The 25,833-nt window shown below is 71.7% G+C and carries 21 protein-coding genes and 1 pseudogene; 14 read left to right on the top strand and 8 right to left on the bottom strand.

Going from position 1 to position 25,833, the window contains the following annotated elements; translation table 11 throughout:
* Window positions 1–53: 53 nt before the first annotated feature.
* Complete coding sequence (locus ABZT06_RS12365; RefSeq protein ID WP_355738827.1) at window positions 54–1,349, top strand: FAD-binding oxidoreductase; 1,296 nt, start codon at window positions 54–56, stop codon at window positions 1,347–1,349.
* Here ABZT06_RS12365 and ABZT06_RS12370 read toward each other — a convergent pair.
* A complete protein-coding gene (locus tag ABZT06_RS12370; RefSeq protein ID WP_355738830.1) occupies window positions 1,339–1,914 on the bottom strand; it encodes a biotin transporter BioY in 576 nt (191 codons plus the stop codon). The two genes, ABZT06_RS12365 and ABZT06_RS12370, sit on opposite strands and share 11 nt — an antisense overlap.
* Before the next feature lie 420 nt (window positions 1,915–2,334).
* On the opposite strand from ABZT06_RS12370, the gene ABZT06_RS12375 reads away from it, so the two are divergent.
* The 8 genes and pseudogenes from ABZT06_RS12375 to ABZT06_RS12410 form a co-directional block, all read left to right on the top strand.
* Window positions 2,335–3,537 carry an ROK family protein gene (locus tag ABZT06_RS12375; protein ID WP_355738833.1) on the top strand — a complete coding sequence of 401 codons (1,203 nt, stop codon included), beginning with the start codon at window positions 2,335–2,337 and terminating at the stop codon, window positions 3,535–3,537.
* 180 nt (window positions 3,538–3,717) lie between these two features.
* Window positions 3,718–4,785: an ABC transporter substrate-binding protein gene (locus ABZT06_RS12380; RefSeq protein ID WP_355738836.1), complete on the top strand. Its 1,068-nt coding sequence runs from the start codon at window positions 3,718–3,720 to the stop codon at window positions 4,783–4,785.
* Window positions 4,782–5,630 (top strand): ABC transporter permease, encoded by an 849-nt coding sequence (locus ABZT06_RS12385; RefSeq protein ID WP_355738839.1) that lies wholly within the window; start codon window positions 4,782–4,784, stop codon window positions 5,628–5,630. Before ABZT06_RS12380 ends, ABZT06_RS12385 begins: the two co-directional genes overlap by 4 nt.
* Window positions 5,606–6,331 (top strand): ABC transporter ATP-binding protein, encoded by a 726-nt coding sequence (locus tag ABZT06_RS12390; RefSeq protein ID WP_355738842.1) that lies wholly within the window; start codon window positions 5,606–5,608, stop codon window positions 6,329–6,331. The genes ABZT06_RS12385 and ABZT06_RS12390 overlap by 25 nt, the downstream gene beginning before the upstream one ends.
* Window positions 6,328–7,665 carry an LLM class flavin-dependent oxidoreductase gene (locus ABZT06_RS12395; RefSeq protein ID WP_355738845.1) on the top strand — a complete coding sequence of 446 codons (1,338 nt, stop codon included), beginning with the start codon at window positions 6,328–6,330 and terminating at the stop codon, window positions 7,663–7,665. The genes ABZT06_RS12390 and ABZT06_RS12395 overlap by 4 nt, the downstream gene beginning before the upstream one ends.
* A gap of 15 nt (window positions 7,666–7,680) precedes the next feature.
* Window positions 7,681–8,577, top strand: coding sequence for a TauD/TfdA family dioxygenase (locus ABZT06_RS12400; RefSeq protein ID WP_355738848.1), 897 nt, complete (start codon window positions 7,681–7,683; stop codon window positions 8,575–8,577).
* Window positions 8,578–8,690: 113 nt separating this feature from the next.
* Window positions 8,691–10,082, top strand: coding sequence for an amino acid permease (locus ABZT06_RS12405; protein ID WP_355738851.1), 1,392 nt, complete (start codon window positions 8,691–8,693; stop codon window positions 10,080–10,082).
* 70 nt (window positions 10,083–10,152) lie between these two features.
* Window positions 10,153–10,587, top strand: a pseudogene (locus ABZT06_RS12410) (superoxide dismutase); the annotation flags it as partial.
* A 122-nt stretch (window positions 10,588–10,709) separates the two neighbouring features.
* Here ABZT06_RS12410 and ABZT06_RS12415 read toward each other — a convergent pair.
* The 3 genes from ABZT06_RS12415 to ABZT06_RS12425 form a co-directional block, all read right to left on the bottom strand.
* Window positions 10,710–11,486, bottom strand: a complete 777-nt coding sequence (locus ABZT06_RS12415) for an SAM-dependent methyltransferase (protein WP_355738854.1) — start codon at window positions 11,484–11,486, stop codon at window positions 10,710–10,712.
* Between the two features lie 12 nt (window positions 11,487–11,498).
* Entirely contained in the window at window positions 11,499–12,128 is a 630-nt protein-coding gene (locus ABZT06_RS12420) for a histidine phosphatase family protein (RefSeq protein ID WP_355738857.1), read from the bottom strand.
* A gap of 229 nt (window positions 12,129–12,357) precedes the next feature.
* Complete coding sequence (locus ABZT06_RS12425) at window positions 12,358–13,800, bottom strand: FGGY-family carbohydrate kinase (protein ID WP_355739328.1); 1,443 nt, start codon at window positions 13,798–13,800, stop codon at window positions 12,358–12,360.
* Window positions 13,801–13,899: 99 nt separating this feature from the next.
* Here ABZT06_RS12425 and ABZT06_RS12430 point away from each other — a divergent pair, with 99 nt between their 5' ends.
* From ABZT06_RS12430 to ABZT06_RS12440, 3 genes are all read left to right on the top strand, one after another.
* Window positions 13,900–14,943: a 2-hydroxyacid dehydrogenase gene (locus ABZT06_RS12430; protein ID WP_355738860.1), complete on the top strand. Its 1,044-nt coding sequence runs from the start codon at window positions 13,900–13,902 to the stop codon at window positions 14,941–14,943.
* A 20-nt stretch (window positions 14,944–14,963) separates the two neighbouring features.
* Window positions 14,964–16,388 (top strand): FGGY-family carbohydrate kinase, encoded by a 1,425-nt coding sequence (locus ABZT06_RS12435; RefSeq protein ID WP_355738863.1) that lies wholly within the window; start codon window positions 14,964–14,966, stop codon window positions 16,386–16,388.
* Window positions 16,389–16,499: 111 nt separating this feature from the next.
* A complete protein-coding gene (locus ABZT06_RS12440; protein WP_355738866.1) occupies window positions 16,500–16,706 on the top strand; it encodes a hypothetical protein in 207 nt (68 codons plus the stop codon).
* Here ABZT06_RS12440 and ABZT06_RS12445 read toward each other — a convergent pair whose 3' ends face one another.
* On the bottom strand, window positions 16,707–17,369 hold the full coding sequence (locus ABZT06_RS12445) for a DsbA family protein (protein WP_355738869.1): 663 nt from the start codon (window positions 17,367–17,369) through the stop codon (window positions 16,707–16,709). It abuts the gene before it with no gap.
* 136 nt (window positions 17,370–17,505) lie between these two features.
* On the opposite strand from ABZT06_RS12445, the gene pepN reads away from it, so the two are divergent.
* Both pepN and ABZT06_RS12455 read left to right on the top strand, forming a co-directional pair.
* Complete coding sequence (gene pepN, locus ABZT06_RS12450) at window positions 17,506–20,091, top strand: aminopeptidase N (RefSeq protein ID WP_355738872.1); 2,586 nt, start codon at window positions 17,506–17,508, stop codon at window positions 20,089–20,091.
* 206 nt (window positions 20,092–20,297) lie between these two features.
* On the top strand, window positions 20,298–21,344 hold the full coding sequence (locus ABZT06_RS12455; RefSeq protein ID WP_355738875.1) for a hypothetical protein: 1,047 nt from the start codon (window positions 20,298–20,300) through the stop codon (window positions 21,342–21,344).
* A gap of 66 nt (window positions 21,345–21,410) precedes the next feature.
* On the opposite strand, the gene ABZT06_RS12460 is transcribed toward ABZT06_RS12455, so the two are convergent.
* The 3 genes from ABZT06_RS12460 to ABZT06_RS12470 form a co-directional block, all read right to left on the bottom strand.
* On the bottom strand, window positions 21,411–22,613 hold the full coding sequence (locus ABZT06_RS12460) for a glycosyltransferase (protein ID WP_355739331.1): 1,203 nt from the start codon (window positions 22,611–22,613) through the stop codon (window positions 21,411–21,413).
* A 144-nt stretch (window positions 22,614–22,757) separates the two neighbouring features.
* Window positions 22,758–23,894, bottom strand: coding sequence for a serine hydrolase domain-containing protein (locus ABZT06_RS12465; RefSeq protein ID WP_355738878.1), 1,137 nt, complete (start codon window positions 23,892–23,894; stop codon window positions 22,758–22,760).
* A 99-nt stretch (window positions 23,895–23,993) separates the two neighbouring features.
* Window positions 23,994–25,757, bottom strand: a complete 1,764-nt coding sequence (locus tag ABZT06_RS12470; RefSeq protein WP_355738881.1) for a TIGR03767 family metallophosphoesterase — start codon at window positions 25,755–25,757, stop codon at window positions 23,994–23,996.
* Window positions 25,758–25,833: the final 76 nt, after the last annotated feature.

The following is a 25,833-nucleotide window of genomic DNA, read 5'->3' on the forward strand; positions in this document are numbered from 1 at the left end:
GTGGAGGCATAACCTGACGGGAACTGTCAGGTTATGCCTCCAGCATGTCCGACATGAACAGCATGAACAGCATGAACGGCAGGGACACCTCGACCGACGACGAAGTCCCCAGTTTCCAGACCGGCTTCGCCCTGCGACCCGACCTCGTGTTCCCGGTCCGCACCCCCGAGGACGTGGTCGCCGCCGTCCGCCACGCGGCCGGCGCGCGGCTGCCGGTGACCGTGCTGGCCACCGGGCACGGCCTGCCGGGCGCGGTGGAGGGCGGCGCGCTCATCAGCACCCGGCGCATGGACCGGGTGAGCATCGATCCCGAGGCCCGTACCGCCCGGGTCCAGGCGGGTGTCCGCTGGGGTCAGGTGGTCGAGGCGGCCGAGCCGTACGGGCTGGCGCCGCTCAACGGTTCCGCTCCGGGCGTCGGTGCCGTGTCGTACACGCTGGGCGGCGGACTCGGCATCCTGGCGAGGGAGTTCGGCTACGCCGCCGACCACGTCCGGTCCCTCGACGTCGTCACGGGGGATGGCCGGCTGCGGCACGTCAAAGAAGGGTCCGACCTGTACTGGGGCCTTCTCGGCGGTGGACACCGCCTCGGGGTCGTCACCGAGCTGGAGATCGGACTCGTCCCCGTGCGGAGGCTCTACGGCGGTTCGCTCGCCTTCGACGGCCGCGAGGTCGGTCCGGCGGCCGTGCTGCGGGCCTACGAGGAGTGGACCAGGACCGTGCCGTCCACGCTGACCTCGTCCTTCGCGGCCGTACCGTATCCGGACGTCCCGGCGCTGCCGCCACACCTGCGCGGGCGGTACGTCGTCTCCGTGCGGGTCGCGTACACCGGCGCCGACGGTGAGCAACTGGTGGCACCGTTGCGGGAGATCGGGCCGGTGCTCGCGGACACGTTGCGCGAGATGCCGTACGCCGAGAGCGGCACCATCCACAGCGACCCGGACTTCCCGCACAGTTACTACGGGGACAGCGCGGTGCTGAGCGAACTCGACGTGCGGCTGGCCGGTGAGCTGCTGGCGCGGACCGGACCCGACTGCGGCGCCATGGTCGTCGTACAGATCAATCATCTGGGCGGGGCGCTGGCGCGGCCCGCGCCGAACTCGGTGCCGTACCGCGAAGGGCGTTTTCTGGTGCGGCTGTTGACCGGCGGCGGGCGGCGGCAGGCGCGCGAGCTGCTCGACCCGGCCTTCGCGCTGCTCGCGCCCGGCACCCTCGGCCGTACCGTCAACTTCGCCTTCGGGGCCGGAGACCGGACCGAGGGCCTGTACGACGCCGGAACGCGCAAGAGGCTCGCCGAGTTGGAGTCGCGGTACGACCCGGCGAGCCTCCTGCGCAGGAGTGTCAGCGCTTGAGGAGCTTCCAGGCGGTGGGGAGCACGCCCATCGCCAGGGCTGCCTTGAGGGCGTCGCCGAGGAGGAACGGGGTGAGACCGGCCGCGATGGCGGCGGACAGCGACATGTCGGCCGCGTAGGCGAGGTACGGGACGCCAATCGCGTAGATGATCGCCTCGCCGACCAGCATGGCGCCGGCCGTCCGCCACACGTTCCGGTCGGCGCCGCGGCGGGCCAGGGCGCCGACGGCGGCGGAGGCCAGGATCATGCCGAGGATGTAGCCGAAGGAGACGGACAACCCGGAGGTGCCCTGGGCGAACCACGGGAGTCCGGCGAGGCCGGCCAGCGCGTACAGGGCGAGGGAGGCGACACCGCGGCGGGCGCCGAGCGTCGTGCCGACGAGCAGCGCGGCGAAGGTCTGGCCGGTCACCGGCACCGGGGAGCCCGGCACGGGCACGGAGAGCTGGGCGGCCAAGCCGGTGAGGGCGGCACCGCCCACCACGAGCGCGATGTCCCGGACGCGGGAGGCGGGGATCAGGTCGGCGAGGACCTGGCCGGTGCGGGCGGGGGCGAGGGCGGTGCTCATGGGGACTCCGCGGGTGTGATCGACAGGGGACACGGTGACGCTATCCCGGCGCCCTCGGGCCGATCACCGTCAACGCTCGACAAAGCCTTGAACGGGGGCTTGGTGGGCTCCGGACAAAGAGTGTGGGTTACACCGGGTTCGGCGTGACGCCTGTCACTGAGGTGAGGTGGTCCGGGATACAGGGAGCGTGCCGCGTCCCGCTGTGGGAAATCACCAAATGAATCCTAGCGGTCTGGTGGGATTCGCCGTTCCTGACCTACTCTTCAGGCATGGTCGCCCAGTCCCGGTACTTCTCCTCGCGTCGTCACGTCGACCTGCGACGCGTGGGCACGGCTGTCTGTCGCCGTCCGGAGTGAGGCGGGCTCCGGCGCGCCTCACCCTCCGAGACGTGTCGGCCCCCGTTCCCGAGGACGGTCTTCCATGCCCCGTACCGAGGCACCCCCTGTCAGCCCGACTCCCACCTCCCGGCGCCGGACCAGCGCCAGCGTCGTCCTGCGGTCCGTGCTGGAGCACGGCCCGGTGGCCCGCAGCACCATCTCCCGGCTCACCGGGCTGTCCCCGGCCTCCGTCACCGACTACTGCGCCCGCTTCAGCGAACTCGGCCTGATCCGCGAGTCGGAGGCACCCCGACGGTCCCAGGGTGTGGGCCGTCCCCATGTGCCCCTGGACCTGGACGAGTCACGGTTCGTCGTGGGCGGGGTCCATGTGGCCGTCCCCTATACGACGGTGGCGCTGCTCGATCTGCGCGGGCGGGTGGTGGACCGGCGGGAGCTCCGGCACAAGGGAGCCGACGCGGTCGACAGTGCCGATCCGTCCGCGGTGCTGGCGCGGGCCGCCGACGGGCTCGCCGCGCTGCTGGACCGCTCCCCGCGCCTGCGGGCCCTTGGTGTCGGCTTCACGGCCGGCGGCTGGGTGGACCGGGACACCGGGACCGTCGTGGAGCATCCGCTGCTGGGCTGGCGCGAGGTGCCGGTGCGGGAGGTGCTCGGCGCCCGCACCGGCCTGCCGGTCCATGTGGACGGGCACGCGCGGGCGTTGGTGAACGCGGAGCGGCTGTTCGGGCGGGCCCGCGGCGGCCGGAGCATGCTGCATCTGTTCGTCGGCAACGTGGTGGACGCGGCCTTCGCCACCCACGACGAGGTGCACCACGGGCCGCGTTCCCAGGCCGGCGCGATCGCCCATCTGCCGGTGCCGGGCGGCACCGAGCCCTGCCCGTGCGGACGGACCGGGTGCCTTCAAGTCGAGCTGAGCGAGCGGACGTTGTGCGAGCGGGCGCGGCGTGCGGGGGTCACCGACGGCACCAACCCGATGCATGTCGTCGCGGCGGCGGCCGCCGGTGACGCCGAGGCCGTGCGGCTGCTCGTGGAGCGGGCAGGGGCCGTCGGGCGGGCCACCCGACTGCTGCTGGACGTGCTGAACCCGGAGACGGTCGTGGTGACCGAGGTGGGTGTGCTGCACCGGGAGGACTGCCTCGCCGCGCTGCGCGAGGGGGTCGGCGACGACCGTGCGTCCTCCGTCGTGCCGTCGAGTTTCCCGGATTCCGTGCTCGCGGTGGCGGGCGGTTCGGTGGCGCTCGACGTGCTCTACCGGGATCCGCTGACCCTGTCACCTGAGCGGACTTAATTCAGAAACTCCGAATATTGACAGGGCCTCCGCACGACCGGGAACATCTTTTCCATGAGCCCGCACCTGTACTGTCGCGCCCTTTGTTGCTGACACGTTGCCCCGTGTGACGCGCTCATTTCTCCTGCGTGAATTCATTTCCGCATGACTTTCTTCTGCACCGATTCAGGGAGTTTTCCCATGCCTTTTTCCCGCACGTCCGGCATCGACCGGCGGCTGTTCCTCTCCTCGGTCCTCGGCGCCGCGGCCGGTGTCGCCGGCCTCAGCGGCTGCGCCGACGGCAGTGCCGCCGCCGACACCAAGGACGCCCTGTCCGCCCCGCTCGCCGCCAAGGTCCCGGCCGGTACGAGCCTGAAGATCGCCTCGTATTCCGGCACCCAGCAACTCCAGTTGAAACTCGGCAGACTGGGTGAGTTGCCGTTCAAGGTCAGCAGTTGGGCCAATATCAGCGCCGGGCCCGATGTCATCAACGCCTTCCGGTCCGGCTCCCTGGATGTCGCCAACAACGCGGGAATCCCGCCGATCCAGGCGCACTTCCAGGGTTACGACGCGAAAATCGTCGCGATCAACATCACCCGCAAACCGAACTACCTCTTCGCCACCAAGCCCGGCAGCGACATCCGCTCGGTCGCGGATTTCAAGGGGAAGAAGCTCGCGTTCTCGCAGGGTCAGGCACAGGGAGTCGTCCTGCTGCGGGCGCTGAAGAAGGCCGGGCTCTCCTACGACGAGGTGAAGCTCGTCCCGCTGACCAGCAACCAGTTCTTCACCGCGCTCCAGTCCGGCCAGGTGGACGTGGCGCCGCTCGCCAACAGCCAGGCGCCCGCCTATCTCCAGCAGTACAAGGCCAAGGGCGCGCACGCCATCACCACCGACGTCGTCGACCTGCTCAACCTGCTGTGGGCGCCGACCTCCGTGCTGAGCGACCCCGCGAAGGCCGCCGCGGTCGCCGCGTACATCCCGTACTGGGCCAAGGGCCAGGTGTGGACGTACGAGAACCCCGACGTCTGGAACGAGGAGTTCTACGTGAAGACCCAGAACCTCACCCTCGCCCAGGCGAAGGCGGTCACCGCGCTCGCCAACAAGCCGCTCTTCCCGCCGAGCTGGAACGAGGCGATCAAGTGGGAGCAGGAGACCGCGGATCTGCTGGCGGATGGCGGCTTCGTGAAGAAGTTCGACGTGGCCGAGCTCTTCGACCACCGCTTCGAGGGCATCGCGGCGCGGTCCGTGGCCGCGGAGTACCGGCGGTGAGCGCCGTGACCACGACCCAGGCCGCCGTCGCGCTCGCCCCGGCCGAGGACCCGCCCCAGGTCCGCAGGCGCCGCCGGCTCTCCCCCGGTAGGCGGCTGCCCGCGGCCCGGCTCGCCGGACCGGTCCTCCTCCTCGCGCTGTGGGCCGTCGCTTCCGCCGCCGGGCGGCTCGATCCGGCAGCGATCCCGGAACCCTGGACGGTGGTGCGGACCGGCGTCCATCTGTGGACCGACGGAACCCTGCCCAACGACGTCCTGACCTCGCTCCAGCGGGCCGCGTCCGGGTTCGCGATCGGCCTGGTCGCCGGCGTCCTGCTGGCCCTGGTCTCCGGGCTCAGCCGGACCGGCGAGGCGCTGATCGACGGGACGGTCAGTCTCAACCGGGCGATCCCGACCCTCGGTCTGATCCCGCTGTTCATCCTCTGGCTGGGCATCGGCGAGACCTTCAAGGTCGCCATCATCGCGATCGTCGTCTACATCCCGATCTATCTGAACACCCATGCCGCGCTGTCCGGCATCGACAACCGCTTCGTCGAACTCGCCGAGGTCCAGGGCCTGTCGAGGTTCGCGTTCGTACGGCAGATCGTCATCCCCGGCGCGCTGCCCGGATTCTTCGTGGGACTCCGGCTCGGCGTCACCGGCTCCTGGCTGGGCCTCGTGGTCCTGGAGCAGATCAACGCCACCAGCGGACTCGGCTACATGATGTTCCAGGCCCAGAACTACGGCCAGAGCGATGTGATCCTCGTCGGTCTCGTCGTCTACGGCATCTTCGGCCTGGTCTCCGACAGCGCGGTCCGTCTCATCGAACGGAGGGTGCTGTCATGGCGACGCACACTGAGCAGCTGACCCGGCCGGCCGTACAACTGCGCGGCCTGACCCGGTCGTTCGACGGGCGTACCGTCCTCGACGCCATCGATCTCGACATCCCGGCCGGACAGTTCGTCGCCCTGCTCGGGCACAGCGGCTCCGGCAAGAGCACGCTGCTGCGGGCGGTGGCGGGGCTGGACCACGAGGTGGTCGGCAGCGGGCAACTCACCGCCCCCGAGCGGGTGTCCGTGGTCTTCCAGGACTCCCGGCTGCTGCCCTGGCGGCGGGTGCTGGACAACGTCCTGCTGGGCACCGACGGTGAGGAAAGGGGCCGGGAGGCGCTCGCCGAGGTGGGACTCGCGGGCCGCGAACGCGCCTGGCCCAACGAGCTCTCGGGCGGCGAGGCCCAGCGTGCCGCCCTCGCCCGCTCACTGGTCCGCGAACCCGAACTCCTGCTGGCCGACGAGCCGTTCGGTGCCCTCGACGCGCTCACGCGCATCAGGATGCACGCGCTGCTGCGGGAGCTGTGGAAGCGCCACCAGCCGTCCGTCCTGCTCGTCACCCACGACGTGGACGAGGCGATCGTGCTCGCCGACCGGGTGCTCGTACTCGAAGAGGGCCGTATCGGCCTCGACCTGACCATCGACCGCCCGCACCCGCGCTCGTACCGGGACCCCCTGCTGGGCGAGTACCGCGAACGACTGCTTGCCGCACTCGGCGTCACGGAGGACCACGCATGACCGCGAGACAGCTCCACCTCAACGCGTTCCTGATGAACACCGGCCACCACGAGGCCTCCTGGCGGCTGCCCGAGAGCGACCCGTTCGCGCACGTCTCCCTCGACCACTTCGTACACCTCGCCCGGATCGCCGAGCGCGGCACCTTCGACTCGCTCTTCCTGGCCGACGGACCGCAACTGTGGAGCAACCTCGCCCAGCGGCCCGCCGGCGCACTGGAGCCGCTCACGCTGCTGACCGCGCTGGCGACGGCCACCGAACACATCGGGCTGATCGCGACCGCCTCGACCTCCTACAACTCCCCCTACAACCTGGCCCGGAAGTTCGCCTCGCTGGACATCATCAGCGGCGGCCGGGCGGGCTGGAACATCGTCACCACCGCGGGCAAGGAGGCCGCCCGCAACTTCGGTCTGGAGCACGAGCCCGCGCACGCTGACCGCTACGCCCGGGCGGCCGAGTTCCTCGACGTGGCCCTCAAGCTCTGGGACAGCTGGGAGGACGACGCGATCGTCGGCGACAAGGCGGCCGGCGTTTGGGGCGACGACACCAAGGTCCACCCGCCCCGGCACCAGGGGGCGTACTTCAGTGTCGAGGGCGCGCTCAACGTGCCCCGCACTCCCCAGGGTTACCCCCTGCTCGTGCAGGCGGGCTCCAGCGAGGACGGCAAGGAGTTCGCGTCACGGTACGCGGAGGCGGTGTTCACCGCGCAGCAGACCATCGAGGACGCGCGGGCCTTCTACGCCGACCTCAAGGCCCGGACCGTCGCGGCCGGCCGGGACCCCGACCACATCAAGGTGCTCCCCGGGATCGTCCCCGTCATCGGTGCCACGCAGACCGAGGCGCTCGCGAAGGAACAGGAGCTGGAGGACCACATCGTGCACCGGCACGGGGTGGCCAACCTGGAGCGCCTGCTCCAACTACCGCAAGGCACACTGGAGTTGGACCGGCAGCTCCCGTCCGACCTGCCGCCCGAGTCCGCCGTCGAGGGCGCCAAGAGCCGCTACACACTCGTCGTGGAGCTGGCCCGGCGCGACCGCCTCACCGTGCGGCAGCTGATCGGGCGGCTCGGCGGCGGGCGCGGCCATCTCACCTTCGCCGGTACGCCCGAGCAGGTCGCCGACGCCATCGAGACCTGGTTCACGCAGGGTGCCGCGGACGGCTTCAACATCATGCCCGCGGTCCTGCCGTCCGGCCTGGACGCCTTCGTCGACCACGTCGTCCCGATCCTGCGCACCCGCGGTCTGCTCCGCAGAGAGTACGGCCCCCGGCAGACCCTGCGAGAGCGCTACGGCCTCCCCCGCCCCGTGAACCAGTACGCCCAGCCCGTCCACGCCTAGGAAGGACCCCCACACATGTCCGGTATCGAGATCCGCAAGGTCACCGCGAACATCGGCGCCCACGTGTCCGGCGTCGACATAGCGAAGCCCCTCGACGAGGAGACCGCCACCGCGCTGCGTGACGCCCTCAACGTCCACAAGGTCCTGGTCTTCGACGACGTGAACCTCGACGACGAGGGCCAGCAGGACTTCGCCCGGCAGTTCGGCGAGCTCACCACCGCCCACCCGACCGTGCCCGCGATCGACGGCGCCCCGAACGTCCTGCCCGTCGACAGCGAGGGCGGCCAGGCCGCCAACCACTGGCACACCGACGTCACCTTCGTCCTCAACCCGCCCCAGGCCAGCACCCTGCGCAGCCTGACGATCCCGCCGTACGGCGGCGAGACCCTGATCGCCAACTCGGCGGCCGCGTACCGCAATCTGCCCGAGCCGCTGCGCCGGCTGGCCGACGGACTGTGGGCCGAGCACACCAACGACTACGACTACGCCGTACCGCAGGAGTCGCTGGACGAGGAACAGGCCGCCCGACGCGCCCAGTTCACCTCGATCAAGTTCCGCACGGCCCATCCGGTGGTCCGGGTGCACCCGCTGACCGGTGAACGCGGGCTGTTCATCGGCGGGTTCGCGCAGCGGATCGTGGGGCTGTCGGTGAGCGAGTCCCGCAAGGTCCTCGACCTGCTCCAGGCGTATGTGACCCGCCCGGAGAACCTGCTGCGGCACCGCTGGTCGGAGAACCAGCTCGTGCTCTTCGACAACCGCATCACCCAGCACTACGCCGTCGACAACTACGACGGCCTGCCGCGCCGGCTGCACCGGGTGACCGTCGCCGGGGACGTGCCGGTGGGCATCGAGGGCAAGGAGAGCTACTCGATCGAGGGCGACGCCTCGCACTACACCGCCGTAGCCGCGTAGTCACAGCCGGTGCCGAATCTGTCCACAGTCTGGGCGATCTCCTCTCTGACCTGGGGAGACCGCCCAGACTGTGCGCGTTTTTGCCCGTCTCACGCACTGGACGAACCGCGCTCATGCCCAGCACCACCGTCAAGGCTCCACACGAGCCCGACGCCTCCCTGACCCACGGCCTCAAGCAGCGCCATCTGTCGATGATCGCCCTCGGCGGGGTGATCGGCGCCGGACTGTTCGTCGGTTCCGGCGCGGGGATCGCCGCCGCCGGACCGTCGATCGTCCTCGCCTACACGCTCTCCGGCCTCCTCGTGATGCTGGTGATGCGGATGCTCGGCGAGATGTCGGCCGCGTATCCCTCCTCCGGTTCCTTCTCCGCGCACGCCGAGCGGGCGTTCGGGCCCTGGGCGGGCTTCACCGTCGGCTGGTCCTTCTGGATCCTGCTGTGCACGGCCGTGGGCCTGGAGGGCATCGGCACGGCGAAGATCGTGACGGGCTGGCTCCCGGGGACGCCCGAGTGGGCCTGGGTGGCCCTGTTCATGGTGGTCTTCTGCGTCACGAACCTGGCCGCGGTGAAGAATTTCGGCGAGTTCGAGTTCTGGTTCGCGGCCCTGAAGGTGGGCGCGATCGGCCTGTTCCTGGTTCTCGGGGTGCTGGCGATCGCCGGTGTCCTGCCCGGCGCGGACGCTCCGGGCACCGCGAACCTCACCGGGCGAGGGGGCTTCTTCCCGGGCGGCGGCGAGGGCCTGGTCGTCGGCCTGCTCGCCTCCGTCTTCGCGTACGGCGGTCTGGAGACGGTCACCATCGCGGCCGCCGAGTCCGAGGACCCGGTGCGCGGGGTGGCGAGCGCGGTCCGTACGGCGATGTGGCGCATCGCGCTGTTCTACGTCGGCTCGATGGCGGTCATCGTCACCCTGGTCCCCTGGGACTCGAAGGCGGTCGTGGAGAAGGGCCCGTACGTCGCCGCCCTCGACGAACTGGGCATCCCGGGAGCGGGACAGCTGATGAACGTCGTCGTCCTGGTCGCCCTCCTGTCCGCGATGAACGCCAACGTCTACGGCGCCTCCCGCATCGCCTACTCCCTGGTCGGGCGGGGTCTCGGCCCCGCCGCCCTGGGGCGCGTCTCCGGCGGCGCCCCGCGCCGGGCGGTCCTCGCCTCCAGCGTCTTCGGCTTCGTCTGCGTGGTCCTCAGCTACTGGCGTCCCGACGATGTCTTCTCCTGGCTCCTCAACATGATCGGCGCGGTGATCCTCGTCGTCTGGGCGTTCGTCGCCGCCTCCCAGCTGCGGCTGCGCCGCGCCCTGGAACGCGAGGCCCCCGATCGGCTGCCCGTCCGTACCTGGGCCTTCCCGTACCTGACCTGGGTCGCCCTGGCGGGCATGGCCGCGATCCTCGTCCTGATGGCGCGCGAACCGGACACGCGCGTGCAGCTGTACTGGACGGGCGGCCTGACGCTGGTGCTGGCGAGTGTGGGATACGCGCGACAGAAGCGCCTTCTTGTTGTTAGCTTGTAGTTGCAATCTCTATGCAATAAGAGGTTCGGAGGGGACCCCCGCATGCCCGTCTACACGCTGCCCGCCAACGCACCTGGCCTTCCACCTCTCCGGGCACATCCTGCACTCCATCTACTGACGGAACATGTCCGGCGACGGCGGCGGCGAGCCACTGGAGGCCGACGGGGTGGGTGAGCCGGCGGACGCGATCGCCGAGTCCTTCGGGTCGTTCGCCGGATTCAAGGCACAGCTGACCAAGGCCGCGGCCACCACGCAGGGTTCGGGCTGGGGCGTCCTCGCCGACGAGCCCCTCAGCGGACGCCTGATCGTCGAGCAGGTCTACGACCACCAGGGAGCGACCCCGATCCTGGTCTTCGACGCCTGGGAGCACGCCTTCTACCTGCAGTACAAGAACCAGAAGGACGACTTCATCGACGCGATGTGGGCCGTCGTCGACTGGCAGGACGTGGCCCGGCGCTACGAGGCCGCCAGGTCCCGCGCGGACGTGCTGCTGCCGGCGCCCTGAGCGGCCCTGCACCGGAGCGTCCCGCCTCGTGATCGTCTTCTCAACCTTCATGCGGGCGGGCGGAATGGCGGAGACCCCCGCGAGGACGTGACTCGCGGGGGTCTCCCATGCGGGCGGCAGGCTCAGGTCTTGCGGCCCACACCGCCGTGCTGGCCGATCGGGGCCGGGGTCGCGTCGCCCTCGGGGCGCCACAGCGGGACGGACACCACACCCGGGTCCACGAGCTCCAGGCCCTCGAAGAACGCCTCGATCTTGTCCACCGGGCGCAGGAAGTAGGGCACGGCACCGGTCTCGTTGTAGGCGTCCTGGGCCTGCTCGTAGTCCGGGTCGGTGCCGCGGGAGCCGTCGTTGACGCAGAGGCAGCTGCCGGAGGGCAGGCCCGCCACCAGACGCCCGACCAGCTCGCGGGCCAGGTCGTAGTCGGCGACATGGCCGAGGATGCCGCTGAGGATCAGAGCGGTGGGGCGGCTCAGGTCGAGGGTCCGGGAGGCCGCCTCGAGGATCTTCTCCGGCTCGTAGAGCGTCAGGTCCTCGTACGCCGTCTCGCCCTCCGGTGTGGAGGTGAGCAGGGCACGGGCGTGGGCGAGGACCAACGGGTCGTTGTCGACGTAGACGATCTTCGATTCGGGGGCGAAGCGCTGGGCGACCTCGTGGGTGTTGTCGACCGTGGGCAGCCCGGTGCCGACGTCCAGGAACTGGCGGACGCCCGCCTCCTCGACCAGGTACCGGATGCTGCGGCCGAGAAAGGCGCGGCTGCTGCGGGCGATCGTGACGATGCCGGGGAAGACGGCCGTGTAGGCGTCGCCGGCCGCCTCGTCGACGGGGTAGTTGTCCTTGCCGCCGAGCCAGTAGTTCCAGATCCGGGCCGAATGCGGCACCGAGGTGTCGATCTCCGTCATGGATCTATCGTGCTACGACCGATCCTGCTCGCACGGCACATTGAGGGAGAGAAGTGCCGCGAATCCGTCCTCGCCGAGCCGGAGTTCGGTGATCGCCGCGTTCCGCAACCGCGGGAACACTCTGCGGTACCCCCTGAGCGGGATCGACAGCAGCGTGCACAGCACCAGCCGCAGCAGGGTGTTGTGGGCGACGACCAGGACGCGCTCGCCGGGGTGTGCGGCGGCGATGCCGCGCAGGGCGCCGGCGCCACGGGCGGCGGCTTCGAGCGGGTCCTCCGCGCCGGGGAAGGGGTACGTCACCGGGTCCGCCCGGAAGGCCTCGGCCGCCTCGGGCACCTCGGCGGCGAACTCCGCGAGGGTACGGCCCTCCACCACCCCGAAGTCGCACTCCCTGAGGCCGGGTTCACGGTGCGGGGTGATGCCGAGGGCACGGCAGGCGGGGTCGGCGGTGGCGATCGCCCGTGACAGGGGTGACGTCCAGATCGCGTCGGGGCGGTGGACTGCGGCCCATCGCCCGAGCGCCTCCGCCTGGGCCCGGCCCTCGTCGGTGAGCCCGATGTCGCTCACGCCCGCGTAACGGTTCTCGGCGTGCCAGATGGTCTGCCCGTGCCGGGCCAGCAGCAGGGTCGTGCTCGTGCTCATGAAACGGTCCGCTCGGTCGGGGTCGGGGTCGGGGCGTGGGGGCCTTGGTCGAAGGGCTGCCGGGCGCGCCGCGCGGGGCCACCGGCCGGGAAACGGCCACCCTGAGCGGGTGCCCCGGACAGGCGCCCGGAACAGGCACCCGGAGCGGGCGAAAGTATCCGCCGCCCTGGCGGGACCGCCGGCGGCCGGGGCAGGCTCCGGATGCGCCCCTCAAGGCGCGGGGACCCGGTCATGGTGCCGTGGTGTCCCGGGCCAGGCGGCCGCGCGCGTGGGCCGCGACCGGCACGGGGAGCCAGCCCCGCTCGGTGAGTTCGTCGACGAGACGCGCGTACGGCTCGGCGAAGAGGGCCGTGCGGCCGGGGCGCGGTGTCACGACGGTGCGGATGCGGACCATCTGCCCGGCGGCCTCCGCCAGCGCGGTCCCCATGCTGCCGTGCAGCGCCAACGCGGCCATTCCCAGGGCGGGTTCGGTCTGTTCGGGGACGCGGGCCGGGCGGCCGAGGATGTCGGCGCGGAGCTGGTTCCAGTACGGGCTGCGGGCCGCGCCGCCGGTGAAGGTGAGGGGGCCGTCGAACGGGGCGCCCAGGTGGTGCAGGTAGTCGAGGCACAGGCGCTCCGCGAACGCGACGCCCTGGAGGAGCGCGGCCCAGCGGTCGGCGTCGCCGGCGGGGGTGCCCAGCAGGAGGGCGGTGGCGTCCGGGGCGCGGAAGGGGAACCGCTCCCCGCGCGACACCAGGGGGTAGGCCACCGCGCCGGACGGCTCGAACGCGGCCGCCCGTGCGTCCATGGCCACGGGGTCCACGTCCGTCGGAAGCGCCCCCGCGCCCACGCTCGACGCCCCACCGGGCAGCCAGGTGCCGCCCGGCGCACGGTGGTTGTAGACCACGCCGGTCGGGTCACGGACCGGATCCGGGGCGGCCCCCTTCAGCACGAGGGTGGTGCCGAGCACCGAGTTCCAGGAACCGTGACGCAGGGCGCCCGCCGCGATCTGGGCCGCGCAGCCGTCGGTCATCCCGGCGATCACCGGAGTGCCCGCGGGGATGCCGGTCTCCTCGGCGGCGGCCGGGCAGACCTCGCCGAGACGGGTGCCGGGCAGGACCACCTCGGGAAGGTCCAGGGCGACATCCGGCCAGGCGTCGCGCTCGACGTCGTAGCCCGTCTTGAGCGCGTGACTGGAGTCGGTGGGCACCGGCCTGCCGACCAGGCGTGCGGTGACGACGTCGGGCTGGTGGGTGACCCGGCCAGCTCCGCCGTACTCCCGCACCAGCCACAGTGCCTTCGGCAGCGCCCACGTGTCCTGGACCGCGAGGCCCGCCGCACGCAGCCCGGCCGCCTCACCCGCCGCGCGTGCGTCGTCGTACATGAGCGCCGGGCTCGTCGGCCGGCCCTCCGGGTCCGTCAGCAGGACCGTCCCCGACGTCCCGCACACCGCGAGGCCGCCGATCCGTACGCCCGTCCGGGTGAGAAGCGCGGAACGGCACGCCGTGCGCACCGCCTCCCACCACTCCCCCGGATCCTGCTCGTGCCGGCCGCCCTCGCGCCGGCCGCCGAGCGGGGCGGAACCCCGGCCCAGCACGGTTCCGCCGGCCGTGACCGCCAGCGCGCGCACGCTCTGGGTGCCGAGGTCGATCCCCAGCCACGCCGTCTCGTTCTCGTCCGTCATCCCTGTCATCTCCGCCATACAGGCGCCTCCCACCCGCACGGGGTCTATGCGTACCCGGGATCCGCGGCTCAACATCGTCTCAGTGAAGCGACGACTCGGAGGTCGACGATGACCCAGAGGACCGATCCCGTACGTGTCGTGGCGGCCGGCGACCACTTCGTCCTGCCGGGGCTGATCGCCGGGGCCGTCGAGGCCGAGCTGGGCGGCATCGCCGCGGAGACGAGGGAGTTGACGCTCGGCTGGCCGCTGCAACCCTTCGGGCCCGTCTCGGAGGTGACGGAGGCGAGCGACGCCGAGGACGAGCTGATCGAGGCGCTGGACGGCGCGGAGGTCCTCGTCACCCAGATGGGCCCCGTCACCGAGCGGGTGCTGAACGCCGCCGACAGCCTGAAGCTGGTCGTCGTGTGCCGGGGCGGGCCGGTGAACGTGAACCTCGACGCGGCCAAGGCCCGTGACGTCCGGGTGTGCTTCGCGCCCGGCCGCAACGCCGCCGCCACCGCCGAGTTCACCGTCGGCATGCTGCTCGCCGCCGTGCGCCGCATCCCGCAGGCCCACGACCTCCTTGCCGGACAGGACAGTTGGGAGGGCGGCGCCGCCTACTACACGTACGAGCACAGCGGCCTGGAGCTGGAGGACCTGCCCGTCGGGCTCGTCGGCTACGGCGCCGTCGGCAGCCGCGTCGCGCGCGTGCTGTGCGCGTTCGGGGCACAGGTCATGGTGTACGACCCCTATGTGCGCGGCGAGATCCACGGCCTGCGCGTGTCCGCCCTCGACCAGCTCCTGGCCCGCTCCCGGGTGATCACCCTGCACGCCCGCCTCACCGCCGAGACCCGCGGCCTGATCGGCGCCCGTGAACTGGCGCTGCTCCCGGAGGGGGCGGTCGTGGTGAACATCGCCCGCGGGCCCCTGGTGGACGAGTCCGCCCTGTGCGACGCGCTGGAGAGCGGCCGGCTGTCGGCTGCCGCCCTCGACACCTACGAGCACGAGCCGCTGCCCCCGGACTCCCGGCTGCGCGCCCTGGCCGACCGGGTCGTCCTGACCCCGCACCTCGGCGGGGCGAGCCGCGCGGTGGCCGAGAAGGCGGCGAGGATCGCGGCGGAGGAGGTGGGCCGCTGGGCGCGGGGGGAGCGGTTGGCGCACTGCCTGACGTGACGTCGTAGGAGGGAATCTGTATGTACGTCGGTATCGATGTGGGCACGTCCGTCGTCAAGGCCGCCGCCTTCGACGCCGAGGGCCGTCAACTGGCCGTCGAGTCACGCCCGGTGGAGCTCTCCCTGCACGGCGGGTTCGTCGAGCAGGACATGGAGGAGGTCTACGGCGCGGTCGTCGACGTCCTCGGCAAGTTGACCGGGCGGGTGCGGGAGCCGGTGGAGCTGGCCGGGCTGACCGGGCAGGGCGACGGGGTGTGGCTGGTCGACCAGGAGGGGCGGCCGGTGCGGTCGGCGCTGTCCTGGATGGACGGGCGGGCGCACGAACTCCTCGACCAGTGGCTCGCGGACGGCACCTTCGAGACGGTGTTCCGGCGGACCGGCGGCGCGATGTTCCCGGGCTCACCGGGGCCGCTGCTGGCCTGGCTGGACCGGTACGACCCGAAGTCCCTGAACGCCGCCGCGGCGGCCGTGTACTGCAAGGACATGGTCTTCCAGCGGCTCACGGGGGCCGCGCGGGCGACGACGGACGTGTCGGACGCGTCCATGCCCTTCCTCGACCCCCGGGCACGGTCGTACGACAACCGGGTGGTGGAGCTGCTGGGGCTCACGCGTCGTCGGCGGCTGCTGCCTCCCCTCGGGGACCCGATCGCCACGGGTTCGGCTCGGGAAGGGCTGCCGTCCGGGACGCGGGTCTCGAACGGGCCGTACGACCTGCCGGCCTGCGCGCTGGGCGCCGGGGTCACCGCGCCGGGGGACGGACTCCTCATCGTCGGGACGTGTCTGGCCGCGCTCGTCGCCACCACCGAGCTGGACCTGACCGGGGAGCCGGCCGGGCTGTACATCTCCACCGACCGGCCCGGGCACCGGCTGCGGGCGATGCCGGCGATGGTCGGGACGGCCGCGCTGGACTGGGTGCTGTCGACCACCGGGGTGACGCATGCGGAGGTGGACGACCTGTTGGCGTCCACCCCGCCGGGGGCGCACGGCGTGCGGGTGCTGCCGTACTTCGCGCCCTCCGGGGAGCGGGCTCCGTTCGTCGAGCCGCATCTGCGGGCCGAGCTGAGCGGGGTCTCGCTGGAGACGACGCCCGCCGATCTGATCCGCGCGACCTGCGAGGGGATCGGGTACGCGGCCCGGCACTGCCTGGAGGCGGCGGGACTGACGGGGTCGCTCGCGGTGTGCGGGGGCGGGACGCGGAGTTCCGCGTGGATGCAGTTGCTGGCCGATGTGCTGGGGCGGCCGTTGCGGGTCGTCGAGGGAGAGGTGGGGGCTCGGGGGGCGGTCCTGGCCGCGACGGAGCGGTTCGGGGTTCCCCTGGACGCGGGCGCCTGGACGGAGCCGACGGCGATCGTGGAGCCGGACGCGGGGCGGGCGTCGTCCTACGCGAAGGGCTACGAGGAGCACCTGGTGAGGGTGGCGGAGGCGCGGGGGCGAGCCCGCAGGTGAACGTGCCCGGAATCCGCCCCGGCGGGACGGATTCCGGCCTGCCGCCCCACCCCGGCGGGAACCTGCGCTCGCGGGGCCGGGACACGGCCTCTGACCACCCGAAGGGGTCTCATGACGAAGATGCCGTGCAAGAACTGCGGTTCGTCCGAGGAGTTCGAACCTCTGAGGAACGACGCAGAGCGGGCCCACGTCCAGAAGCACAAGCCGAAGTGGACCCGCCTGAACGCGTACCTCCGCTGTTCCCGCGGCAGCTGCCGGCGCTTCCAGCGGCTGGGTGACGTGAACGACGGCGGCACCTTCCCGGAGCCGAAGAAGTGACTACAGGTTGCTGAAGTCCGGGCCCTTGGTGCGGCTGCGCTTGATCTCGTAGAAGCCGGGGACCGAGGCGACCGCCACCGTGCCGTCCCAGAGGCGGGCCGCCTCCTCGCCCTTGGGGGCCGGGGTGACGACCGGGCCGAAGAAGGCGATCTGCTCGCCGTCGGGGCCGGGAACCGCGATGACCGGGGTGCCGACGTCCTGGCCGACCTTGTCGATGCCCTCCTTGTGGGAGGCGCGCAGCTCGGCGTCGAACTCGAAGTCCTTCTGGTCGAAGTAGTCGATCAGGTCGGCGGGCAGGCCGACCTCCGCCAGGGCGCCTTCGACGGCCTCACGCGTGGGGCCCTGGCCCTCGTTGTGGATACGGGTGCCGAGCGCGGTGTACAGCGGGCCGAGGATGTCGGAGCCGTGCTTCTGCCAGGCCGCGGTGACCACCCGGATCGGCTGCCAGGCCTTTGTCTCGAGGAGCTCGCGGTACTCCTCGGGCAGCTCGTCGATCTTCGGCTCGTTGAGCACTGCCAGGCTCATGATGTGCCAGTTCACCTCGATGTCCCGGACCTTCTCCACCTCGAGGACCCAGCGGGAGGTCATCCAGGCCCAGGGGCACAGCGGGTCGAACCAGAAGTCGACGGGGGTCTTGCCGGAGGCGTTCGCGGTCTCGGACATGGGTCTCCTCGAAAAGTGTTCGTTTCAACCAGGAACACCGGTCGTCGCCCTCCCCATTCCCGGCTGACCGATGTCAGGAGCACATGGCAGGATCGGGCCTGTCCGCATGCTGAACACCATCCGAGGGAGCATCGCCGTGCCCGGTGAGAATCTGTCCCGTGACGAGGCCCGGGAGCGGGCCGCCCTGCTGTCCGTCGACGGGTACGAGGTGTCCCTCGACCTGCGCTCGGCGGTCGGTGACCAGGCCGGGGACGGTCCGCGCACCTTCCGGTCGGTGACCACGATCCGCTTCCGGTGCAACGAGCCGGGGGCCACGAGCTTCGCGGACCTGATCGCCCCGAGCGTCACCGCGGTCTCGCTGAACGGCCGGGACCTCGACCCCGGCGAGGTCTTCGACGGCTCCCGGATCACCCTGGAGGACCTGGCCGCAGACAACGAACTGATCGTGGACGCCCGGTGCGCCTACTCCCGCACCGGCGAGGGCATGCACCGCTTCGTCGACCCGGAGGACGGCGAGGTCTACCTCTACACCCAGTACGAGCCGGCCGACTCCCGCCGCGTCTTCGCCAACTTCGAGCAGCCCGACCTCAAGGCGCCCTACCGCTTCGAGGTGCGGGCACCCGAGGGCTGGACGGTGTGGAGCAACGGGGCCGGCTCGGAGAGCGACGGCGTCTGGCGGTTCGCGGAGACGAAGCCGATCTCGACGTACATCACCTGTGTGGTGGCGGGGCCCTATCACTACGTGACGGACACCTACGAGCGGGTCCTCGAGGACGGCACGCGCCTGGAGATCCCCCTCGGCGCCCTGTGCCGCAAGGGGCTCGCCCCCCACTTCGACTCCGACGACGTGTTCCTCGTGACCAAGCAGGGCCTGGACTTCTTCCACGAGCACTTCGACTACCCGTACCCCTTCGGGAAGTACGACCAGGCGTTCGTGCCCGAGTACAACCTCGGCGCGATGGAGAACCCGGGCCTCGTCACCTTCCGCGAGGAGTTCATCTTCCGCGGCAAGGTCACCCGGGCGTCCTACGAGGGCCGGGCCAACGTCATCCTGCACGAGATGGCCCACATGTGGTTCGGCGACCTGGTCACCATGGTGTGGTGGGACGACCTGTGGCTGAAGGAGTCCTTCGCGGACTTCATGGGCACCTTCGCCAACGTCGGCGCGACCCGCTTCACCGACGCCTGGATCACCTTCGCCAACCGCCGCAAGGCCTGGGCCTACCGCGCCGACCAGCTGCCCTCCACGCACCCGATCACCGCCGACATCCGCGACCTCCAGGACGCCAAGCTCAACTTCGACGGCATCACGTACGCGAAGGGGGCCTCCGTACTGAAGCAGCTCGTCGCCTACGTCGGCCAGGACGCCTTCCTGGAGGGCGCGCGGCGCTACTTCAAGCGGCACGCGTACGGCAACACCCGCCTCGGTGACCTGCTGTCGGTGCTGGAGGAGACCAGCGGGCGGGACATGGCCACGTGGGCCCGGTCCTGGCTGCAGACGGCCGGGGTCAACTCCCTCACCCCGCAGGTCCTGTTGAGCGCCGAGGGGCGGGTCGACGAGCTGGCGGTCGTGCAGGAGGCGGCCGAGTCGCACCCCGAGCTGCGGCCGCACCGGGTGGCGGTGGGGCTGTACCGGCGCTCCGGGGCAGGTGCGCTGGAGCGGTACGCGCGCGCCGAGGTGGACGTCGACGGCCCGCGGACGGTCGTGGCGGAACTGGCCGGTGCCGAGGCCCCGGAGCTCGTGCTGGTCAACGACGACGACCTGACGTACTGCAAGACCCGCTTCGACGCGGGCTCCCTCGAGGCCCTGAAGTCGGGGCTCGGCGACCTCACCGACCCGCTGGCGCGCGCCCTGTGCTGGTCGGCGCTGTGGAACATGACACGGGACGCGCTGCTTCCGGCCAGGGAGTTCATCGACATCGTGCTGCGCTTCGCGGGCCGCGAGTCCGACATCGGCGTCCTGCAGATGCTGCACGCCTGGGCCGAGTCGGCCCTCGTGCACTACGTGGCGCCCGAGGGCCGGGAGCGGGCCGGGGCGCTGCTCGCCGAGGGGGCCGAGCGGGAGCTGCTCGCCGCCGAGCCGGGCAGCGAGCAGCAGCTGGCGTGGGCGCGGTTCTTCGCGCGGACGGCTGAGGACCCGGGCGGCTTCGAGCTGTTGCAGGGTCTGCTGGACGGCACGTCGGCCATCGAGGGGCTGGACGTCGACCAGGAGCTGCGGTGGGCGTTCCTGCAGCCGCTGACCGTGTGGGGGGTCGCCGACGAGAAGGCGCTGGCCGCCGAGCTCGCCCGCGACGACACCGCGTCCGGCAAGCGGCACCAGGTCCGCTGCCTGGCCGCCCGGCCGTCCGAGGCGGTGAAGGCGCAGGCGTGGGCGCAGGTCGTGGAGTCCGACGCGCTGTCCAACGCCCTGGCCGAGGCGACCATCGCGGGGTTCAACCAGCCCTCCCGGCGCGATCTGCTGGAGCCGTACACGGAGAAGTACTTCGCGGCGATCGAGCGGGTCTGGCGGGAGCGTTCGATCCAGATCGCGATGAACATCGTCTCGGGGCTGTTCCCCTCCCTCCAGGACTCGCGGGAGACGCTGGACGCGGCCGACGCGTGGCTCGCGGCGCACGAGGACGCGGCGCCGGCGCTGCGGAGACTGGTGCTGGAAGGGCGGGACGATCTGGCGCGGGCGCTGCGGGGACAGGCGTGCGATGCGGGGGCCGTCAACCACGGATGACCTTTGGCCCGAGCTTTGGCGGGCGGTGACCGTTACGAAATACGGTCAATAGGAGCCGTAACCCCTGGTCCACCCCGAATGGACCAGGGGTTTTCGCTCCCTACTCGGCACCCGAACACCCGTCCCTTAGTACCGCCTTGTTCGTATTTGTCGACGAGCGTGTAACAGCGGTTAGCGGGCGGATCGAGTGCGGAAATCTCCGCTGCATGAACCACAACACCCCGGTCCCCCCGCTCTCCCCCCGCCCCCTGCGTCACCTCTCCGAGGTGCACCGCCGTGTCGTGACGGCCGGCCGGCTGCGTGCGACCGGCGTCTCGGTCGCCGAGGCCAACGAGCAGTGCCGGCCCGGCGGCCCCTGGCAGCAGATCCTCCCGGGTGTCTTCCTGCTCCACCCGGGCCCGCCGACCAGCGAGGAGCGGCTGCACGCGGTGCTGATGTACGCGGCACGCGAGCAGAGCGCCGGGGTCCCCACCCAGCCGGGCGCGGACGAGCCGCACCGCCCGGTCTACGCGGAGGCGATGATCACCGGCCTCGCGGCGCTGACGCTGCACGGGTTCAGCTCGACCCCGCCGCTGCTCTCCCTGGGCCGGATCGACGTCCTGGTCCCGAGGTTGCGCCGGCTGCGCTCGACCGGCGGCGCGCGGATCGTCCGCACGTCGGCGCTCCCCGCCGCCGAACAGGTCACCGGCCTCCCGGTCGCCCCGGTGCCACGCGCCCTCGCCGACGCGGTCACCGAACTGACCGACGCGGGCGCGGTATGCCGGCTGCTGACGGAGGCGGTACGCGGCGGCCACTGCGAACCGGCCGCGGTCGTCCGGGAGCTCAAGCACGCCAAGCTGCTGAGCCGCCCGCACGTGGTGGACGCCGTGGACTCCCTGCTCGCCGAGGGCCGCGCCATCGCGGAGGACCGCCTCTACCGCATGGTCGAGGAGTACGGCCTCCCCGACCCGGTGTGGAACGTCGACCTCAGACTGCCCGGCGGCCCCCACCTGGGCGGCCTGGACGCGTACTGGCCGGAGCAGGCGGTCGCGGTCGAGCTGGACACCCGGGCGCCCCGCCAGGAAGAGGACGCGCTCTGGTCCGAGTACGCCCGCAAGCGCGAGCACCTGGAGCGCCTCGGCATCACGGTCGTCCACATCACCCCGCGCAAGCTCCGGGACGCGTTGGAGCAGCAGGCGACGGTGGTCCGTACGGCGCTCATGGCCTCCGGCGACCGAGATCCCGCCGCCTACGTCGTGGTACTGCCCCGGTAGGAGGGGCCGGGGCGGGACCAGGAGGGGAGAGGAGGGGCCACGGCACTGGGGAGCCGGGGCCCCTCCTCATGGCGTGTGCGGCCGCTGGAGCGGGTCGGGCAGCACGGGGAGGGCGGTGCCCGCGGCGGCGCGGTCCAGCAGGGCCGCGTACGACGCGATCATCCGCGTACGGCTGAAGCGTTCGCGGCTCGCCGCGAGGGCGGGGGCGAGGCCGGCGCGTGCTGCCACGGCCTGCGACCAGGCGGCCGCGATCACCTCCGGGTCCGGGGCCGTGACCAGGCCGTGGCCCGCCACGATCGCCGCGCTGTCGCCGACGTCCGTCGCCACCGGGACGGCGCCGCACATCATGCCCTCGATCAGGCACAGCGGGGCCGCCTCACCCCACGCGGAGGTGAGGGCGACGACGTCGGAGGCGGCGTACAGCGCCTCCATGTCACGCCGGACGCCCAGCAGGCGCAACCCCCGGTCCGCCAGGGCCGTGGCCCCGGGGAACGCCGTCGCGATGTCCGCGGCGAGCCCGGGATTCGCCGCCGTCATGCCCGCCCCGCACATCAGCACCTGCCCGTCCGGGACCCGGCCGAGCCAGACGCGGGCGGCGGCGAGCAGCAGCGGGACGTTCTTCATGGCGTCGTAGCGGGCGGCGAAGACGACCACGGGGGCCGCGGGGTCGATGCCGAGTTCCGTGCGCACCGCGAGGCGGCGGGCGGCGTCGGGGCGGAAGCGGAAGAGGTCGACGCCGTTGGGGATCACGTGGAGCAGGTCGGACGGGATGCCCGCGGCCCGGTACGCCGCCCTCGTCGACTCGGCACAGCAGACGCAGGCCACGACCGTGCCGTCGGCGACGGCGGCCTTCAGCTCGTCGAGGGCGGTGCCCTGGTTCTCCGGGTCGGAACGGTGCAGACAGACCACGACCGGGCGGCGCGGCAGTCCCGCCTGGTTGAGCAACCGCAGCGGCTGCTCCTTGAGGGACAGGACGACGTCCGCGCCGGCCGTCGCCCGGGCCGTTCCGGCCAGCTCAGGTCCGGTGAAGTCGGCCGAAACGCCGGCGCTCGGGAAGATGCGGCCGAGGGAGGTGACGCCCACTCCGGCCGCGGTCAGCGCCCGGTAGCAGGCGTCGTCCTCCATCCGCTGCCGGGTCGCCTCCCGGTGGACCTCGCCGTACAGGCTCAGCACCTGATGGCGCAGGCCGCCCTCGGTGAGGCCCAGCACGATGTCGCTGTGCACGATCCGGGCCCCACCGGAGAAGAAACCCTCGTACACCGACAGCACTCGCAGTTCGTGTCCCGTACGCACACGACCACCCGCCTTGCACATGAAATCGAGCCATCCCCGTGAAGTGCGGGCTAGCCGATATGAGGCGGTACGGACATTACGTCCGGATGAACTGGGTGCTTCGGATCCGAGTCGGCGCGACTACTCGCCGCAGAACTCCGCCTCGACCACCGCGTCGCTGTCCCCCGACCAGTCGCCGTTGAAGTTGAAGGCGACGGAATGCCTGCCGTCGGCCGTGGTCACGGCCTCGGAGGACGAGCCGTGGATGCCGCCGCCGTGCCCCCAGACGTGGACCCCGCAGCTGAGCTTGCGGTCCATCAGGCCGAGACCGTACCCGGCGTTCGGGATGCCCGGGGCCGCCACCGTGGTCTTCATCTCCTTCAGCTGCTTCGCCGGGAGCAGCCTGCCCTTCAGCAGGGCCGAGTAGAAGCGGTCGAGGTCGGCCGAGTCGGAGATCATCTCGCCCGCCGAGGAGGCGAGGGAGGGGTTGAGCTCGGTGACGTCGTACGTCGGTCCCGTCGCCGTCCGCGCCAGCTTGGAGTAGGCCCGGCTGCTGGGCCGCGGGACGGTGACCCGGGTGCCCGGCACCGAGGTGGCCGTCAGGTGCAGGGGACCGATGATGCGGTGCCGGATCTCCTCGCCGTACGACCGTCCGGTGACCTTCTGGATCACCATGCCCGCCACGACGTAGTTGGTGTTGGAGTAGTTCCAGGACGTGCCCGGCGCGAAGTCCGGCTGGTGGGCCATGGCGATCGCGACGAGATCCCCGGGGCTCTGGGTGTCGTAACGGTGCTCGAGGAAGCCGTCCTTGAGGAAGTAGGTGCGCCCGAACGTCTCGTCGGCGGTGTAGTCGAAGATCCCGCTGGTGTGGTTGAGGAGCTGGCGGACGGTGATCCGGCCGCCGTCGTGGCCGTTGCCGTGAACCAGGCCCGGCAGCCACTTCTCCACCGTGTCGTCGAGCGACAGCCGTCCCTCCGCCTCCAGTTGGAGCAGCACGGTGGAGACGAAGGTCTTGGTGATGCTGCCGACGCGGTAACGGTCGTCCACCGAACGCGGCGCGTGCGTCCTGAGGTTGCCGGTCCCGGCGGTGATCGACCAGGTGCTCCGGCCGTCCTTCGCGGTGAGCGTCACCCCCGGCACGCCGTCCTTCACCGCGGCACGGGCGGCCTGCCGGGTGCCCTCGTGGGTGTCGGCCCCGGCCGCCAGCGCCGGGGCGGCGAAGCCGGCGGTGAGCGCCACGGTCGTCGCCGCCACCAGCACACTCGTACGTACGGTCATGTCTTCCCCCTGCTCGGGCACGCTCGGCGAGCGGGCTCGGAGTCGGAGACCTGTACCGACCGGGGGAGGTTGAGGCGGCTCAGGAGGGTTGATCCTTTTTCAGCCCTTGTTCAGGACCAGCTCCGTGTTCCGGTCCCCCGGGGCGCCGCCGAGCTTGTTGCTCGAGCCGGGGGCGTTGTAGGCCAGTTCGCGGTAGAGGGCCGCGAGGCCGGTCTGGGAGAGGTCGGTGAAGTCGGTGCGGTGGGGGGCCGCGGACTCGATCAGGGTGGTGAAGATCGAGATCGTGCCGTCCTTGTTGTCGGCCAGCTCGATGACCCGGGCGAGGTGCGGGAAGTCGATGTGCGAGGCGGTGGAGATCTCCCAGAAGGAGCGGCCGTCGGGGGCCGAGTGGGCGGTGATCACGTTGCGGTGGATGTGGCCGTTGACCCAGGCGAGGACGTTGCTGTGGCTGGCGAGGAGGGCGACGACCTCATTGCCGTTGTGCCGGCGCTCGCCGGGGTGGGCCGGGTCGGGGCGGGTGTTGTCCATCGAGTCGCTGGTGTGGTGGCTGAAGACGACGGCGAAGGAGTCCTTGTTCTCCCGCAGCGTCCGGTCCAGCCACCGCAGCTGCTCGCTGCCGATGGACCCCTGGTAGTGGCCGCCCGGGTCGGTGGTGTCGAGGCTGATGCCGATGACGTCGTCGGCGATGCGGAAGCTGTAGTACTGGGTGCCCGCGTCGAGGTTGGCGGTGGAGTACCCGTGGCCGACCGGGCCGACGCCGCGGTGCGCGGGGTCGAGGTGGGCCTTGAGGTAGTCGCGGGCGGTGTAGGGGGCGCGCCGCTCGTCGGGGGTGACCGAGCGCATGTTCCGGGCGTGCGCCTTGAGGAGGTCGCGGAAGGCGTGGCCCTGGGGGTCGCCGGCCTTCCGGATCATGTCCTGGAGCTTCTTGGACTCGGACGCGGGCAGCGACATGAGCTTCTTGCCGCCGACGGCGTACTCGGCGAGCCAGGAGTCGCCGTGGCCGTAGCAGCCGAGCGGCAGGCTGTCGTGGTTGCCGACGGTGGAGTACCAGGGGATGGTGAGGCCGGGGCTGTTGAGCTGCCGGATGGCGGCGGCCAGGTAGCCGTGCAGGTGCGGGAAGCCGAGCTGCTTGTCCTGGTCGCGGGTGGTCGAGTCGGGCTGCCAGTACTGCTTGAGGCCGCTGTTCTGGACGCCCTCGTAGTGGCGCGGGTCCCCGGAGTTGGGGGTGATCCGGCCGCCGCTCATGACGGTGAGGAACCAGTCGAGCTCGGTGCGCGAGTTGTTGTCCGTGTTGTCGCCGGTCGTCATGGCGAACTGGAGCGGGGCGCCGGTGGCGGGGGCGCCGCGCAGCGCGTTGATCCGCTCGACGAGCGAGATCGCGCCGGGCACGGTCAGCGCCTCCTGGGGCCGCCAGGCGTGCACGTCGGTCGAGCGCAGGTACTCCAGGCGCATCGGGTGCTGGCTGTCCATCAGGTGCAGGTCGGTGAGCTGCACGAACGCGGCCAGCGGGGTACGCCGGCCGGCCCGTCCGGCCTTCGGGTCGGCGAGGTCGGGGCGTACCTTGCGGCTCCAGCCGATGCCGTTGCCCAGGCGCCGGTAGCCGGAGCTCGTGCGCGGTGCGGCGACGGAGGCGACGGTGGTGCCGCGGGTGTACGGGGCGAGAGGGGCCTCGGCCGGGGCGGCCTGGTGGACGGACTGGGCCACCGGCGCCTCGGCGGCGCCGGCGGTCGTCGCGGCCTGGCTGTCGGTGGGCCGCAGGGCGTAGCCGACGCCCGTGGAGACGGCGGCCGCGCCGGCGGCGGCGAGGACGGTACGGCGGTGGACCCCCAGCGTGGTGCTGGCGACAGAGCGTATGCGCGACATGGCGCGATCTCCCCGAGTGCGAACTGCGTCGGCAGTGGTCGCGGGGTGATCGCGTTCGCGAACAACCCGCTCGCAT

This window comes from Streptomyces sp. NPDC005483, assembly GCF_040606035.1.
Classification (GTDB): Bacteria; Actinomycetota; Actinomycetes; order Streptomycetales; family Streptomycetaceae; genus Streptomyces.

What these genes read in the sequence shown, in the direction of transcription:
- ABZT06_RS12365 (WP_355738827.1), top strand. Translation starts at nt 54, where the DNA reads ATGAACAGCATGAACAGCATGAACGGCAGGGACACCTCGACCGACGAC.
- ABZT06_RS12400 (WP_355738848.1), top strand. Translation starts at nt 7,681, where the DNA reads ATGTCCGGTATCGAGATCCGCAAGGTCACCGCGAACATCGGCGCCCAC.
- ABZT06_RS12380 (WP_355738836.1), top strand. Translation starts at nt 3,718, where the DNA reads ATGCCTTTTTCCCGCACGTCCGGCATCGACCGGCGGCTGTTCCTCTCC.
- ABZT06_RS12430 (WP_355738860.1), top strand. Translation starts at nt 13,900, where the DNA reads ATGACCCAGAGGACCGATCCCGTACGTGTCGTGGCGGCCGGCGACCAC.
- ABZT06_RS12405 (WP_355738851.1), top strand. Translation starts at nt 8,691, where the DNA reads ATGCCCAGCACCACCGTCAAGGCTCCACACGAGCCCGACGCCTCCCTG.
- ABZT06_RS12375 (WP_355738833.1), top strand. Translation starts at nt 2,335, where the DNA reads ATGCCCCGTACCGAGGCACCCCCTGTCAGCCCGACTCCCACCTCCCGG.
- ABZT06_RS12470 (WP_355738881.1), bottom strand. Translation starts at nt 25,757, where the DNA reads ATGTCGCGCATACGCTCTGTCGCCAGCACCACGCTGGGGGTCCACCGC.
- ABZT06_RS12425 (WP_355739328.1), bottom strand. Translation starts at nt 13,800, where the DNA reads ATGACAGGGATGACGGACGAGAACGAGACGGCGTGGCTGGGGATCGAC.
- ABZT06_RS12465 (WP_355738878.1), bottom strand. Translation starts at nt 23,894, where the DNA reads ATGACCGTACGTACGAGTGTGCTGGTGGCGGCGACGACCGTGGCGCTC.
- ABZT06_RS12370 (WP_355738830.1), bottom strand. Translation starts at nt 1,914, where the DNA reads ATGAGCACCGCCCTCGCCCCCGCCCGCACCGGCCAGGTCCTCGCCGAC.
- ABZT06_RS12435 (WP_355738863.1), top strand. Translation starts at nt 14,964, where the DNA reads ATGTACGTCGGTATCGATGTGGGCACGTCCGTCGTCAAGGCCGCCGCC.
- ABZT06_RS12415 (WP_355738854.1), bottom strand. Translation starts at nt 11,486, where the DNA reads ATGACGGAGATCGACACCTCGGTGCCGCATTCGGCCCGGATCTGGAAC.
- ABZT06_RS12445 (WP_355738869.1), bottom strand. Translation starts at nt 17,369, where the DNA reads ATGTCCGAGACCGCGAACGCCTCCGGCAAGACCCCCGTCGACTTCTGG.
- ABZT06_RS12395 (WP_355738845.1), top strand. Translation starts at nt 6,328, where the DNA reads ATGACCGCGAGACAGCTCCACCTCAACGCGTTCCTGATGAACACCGGC.
- ABZT06_RS12440 (WP_355738866.1), top strand. Translation starts at nt 16,500, where the DNA reads ATGACGAAGATGCCGTGCAAGAACTGCGGTTCGTCCGAGGAGTTCGAA.
- ABZT06_RS12390 (WP_355738842.1), top strand. Translation starts at nt 5,606, where the DNA reads ATGGCGACGCACACTGAGCAGCTGACCCGGCCGGCCGTACAACTGCGC.
- ABZT06_RS12455 (WP_355738875.1), top strand. Translation starts at nt 20,298, where the DNA reads ATGAACCACAACACCCCGGTCCCCCCGCTCTCCCCCCGCCCCCTGCGT.
- ABZT06_RS12420 (WP_355738857.1), bottom strand. Translation starts at nt 12,128, where the DNA reads ATGAGCACGAGCACGACCCTGCTGCTGGCCCGGCACGGGCAGACCATC.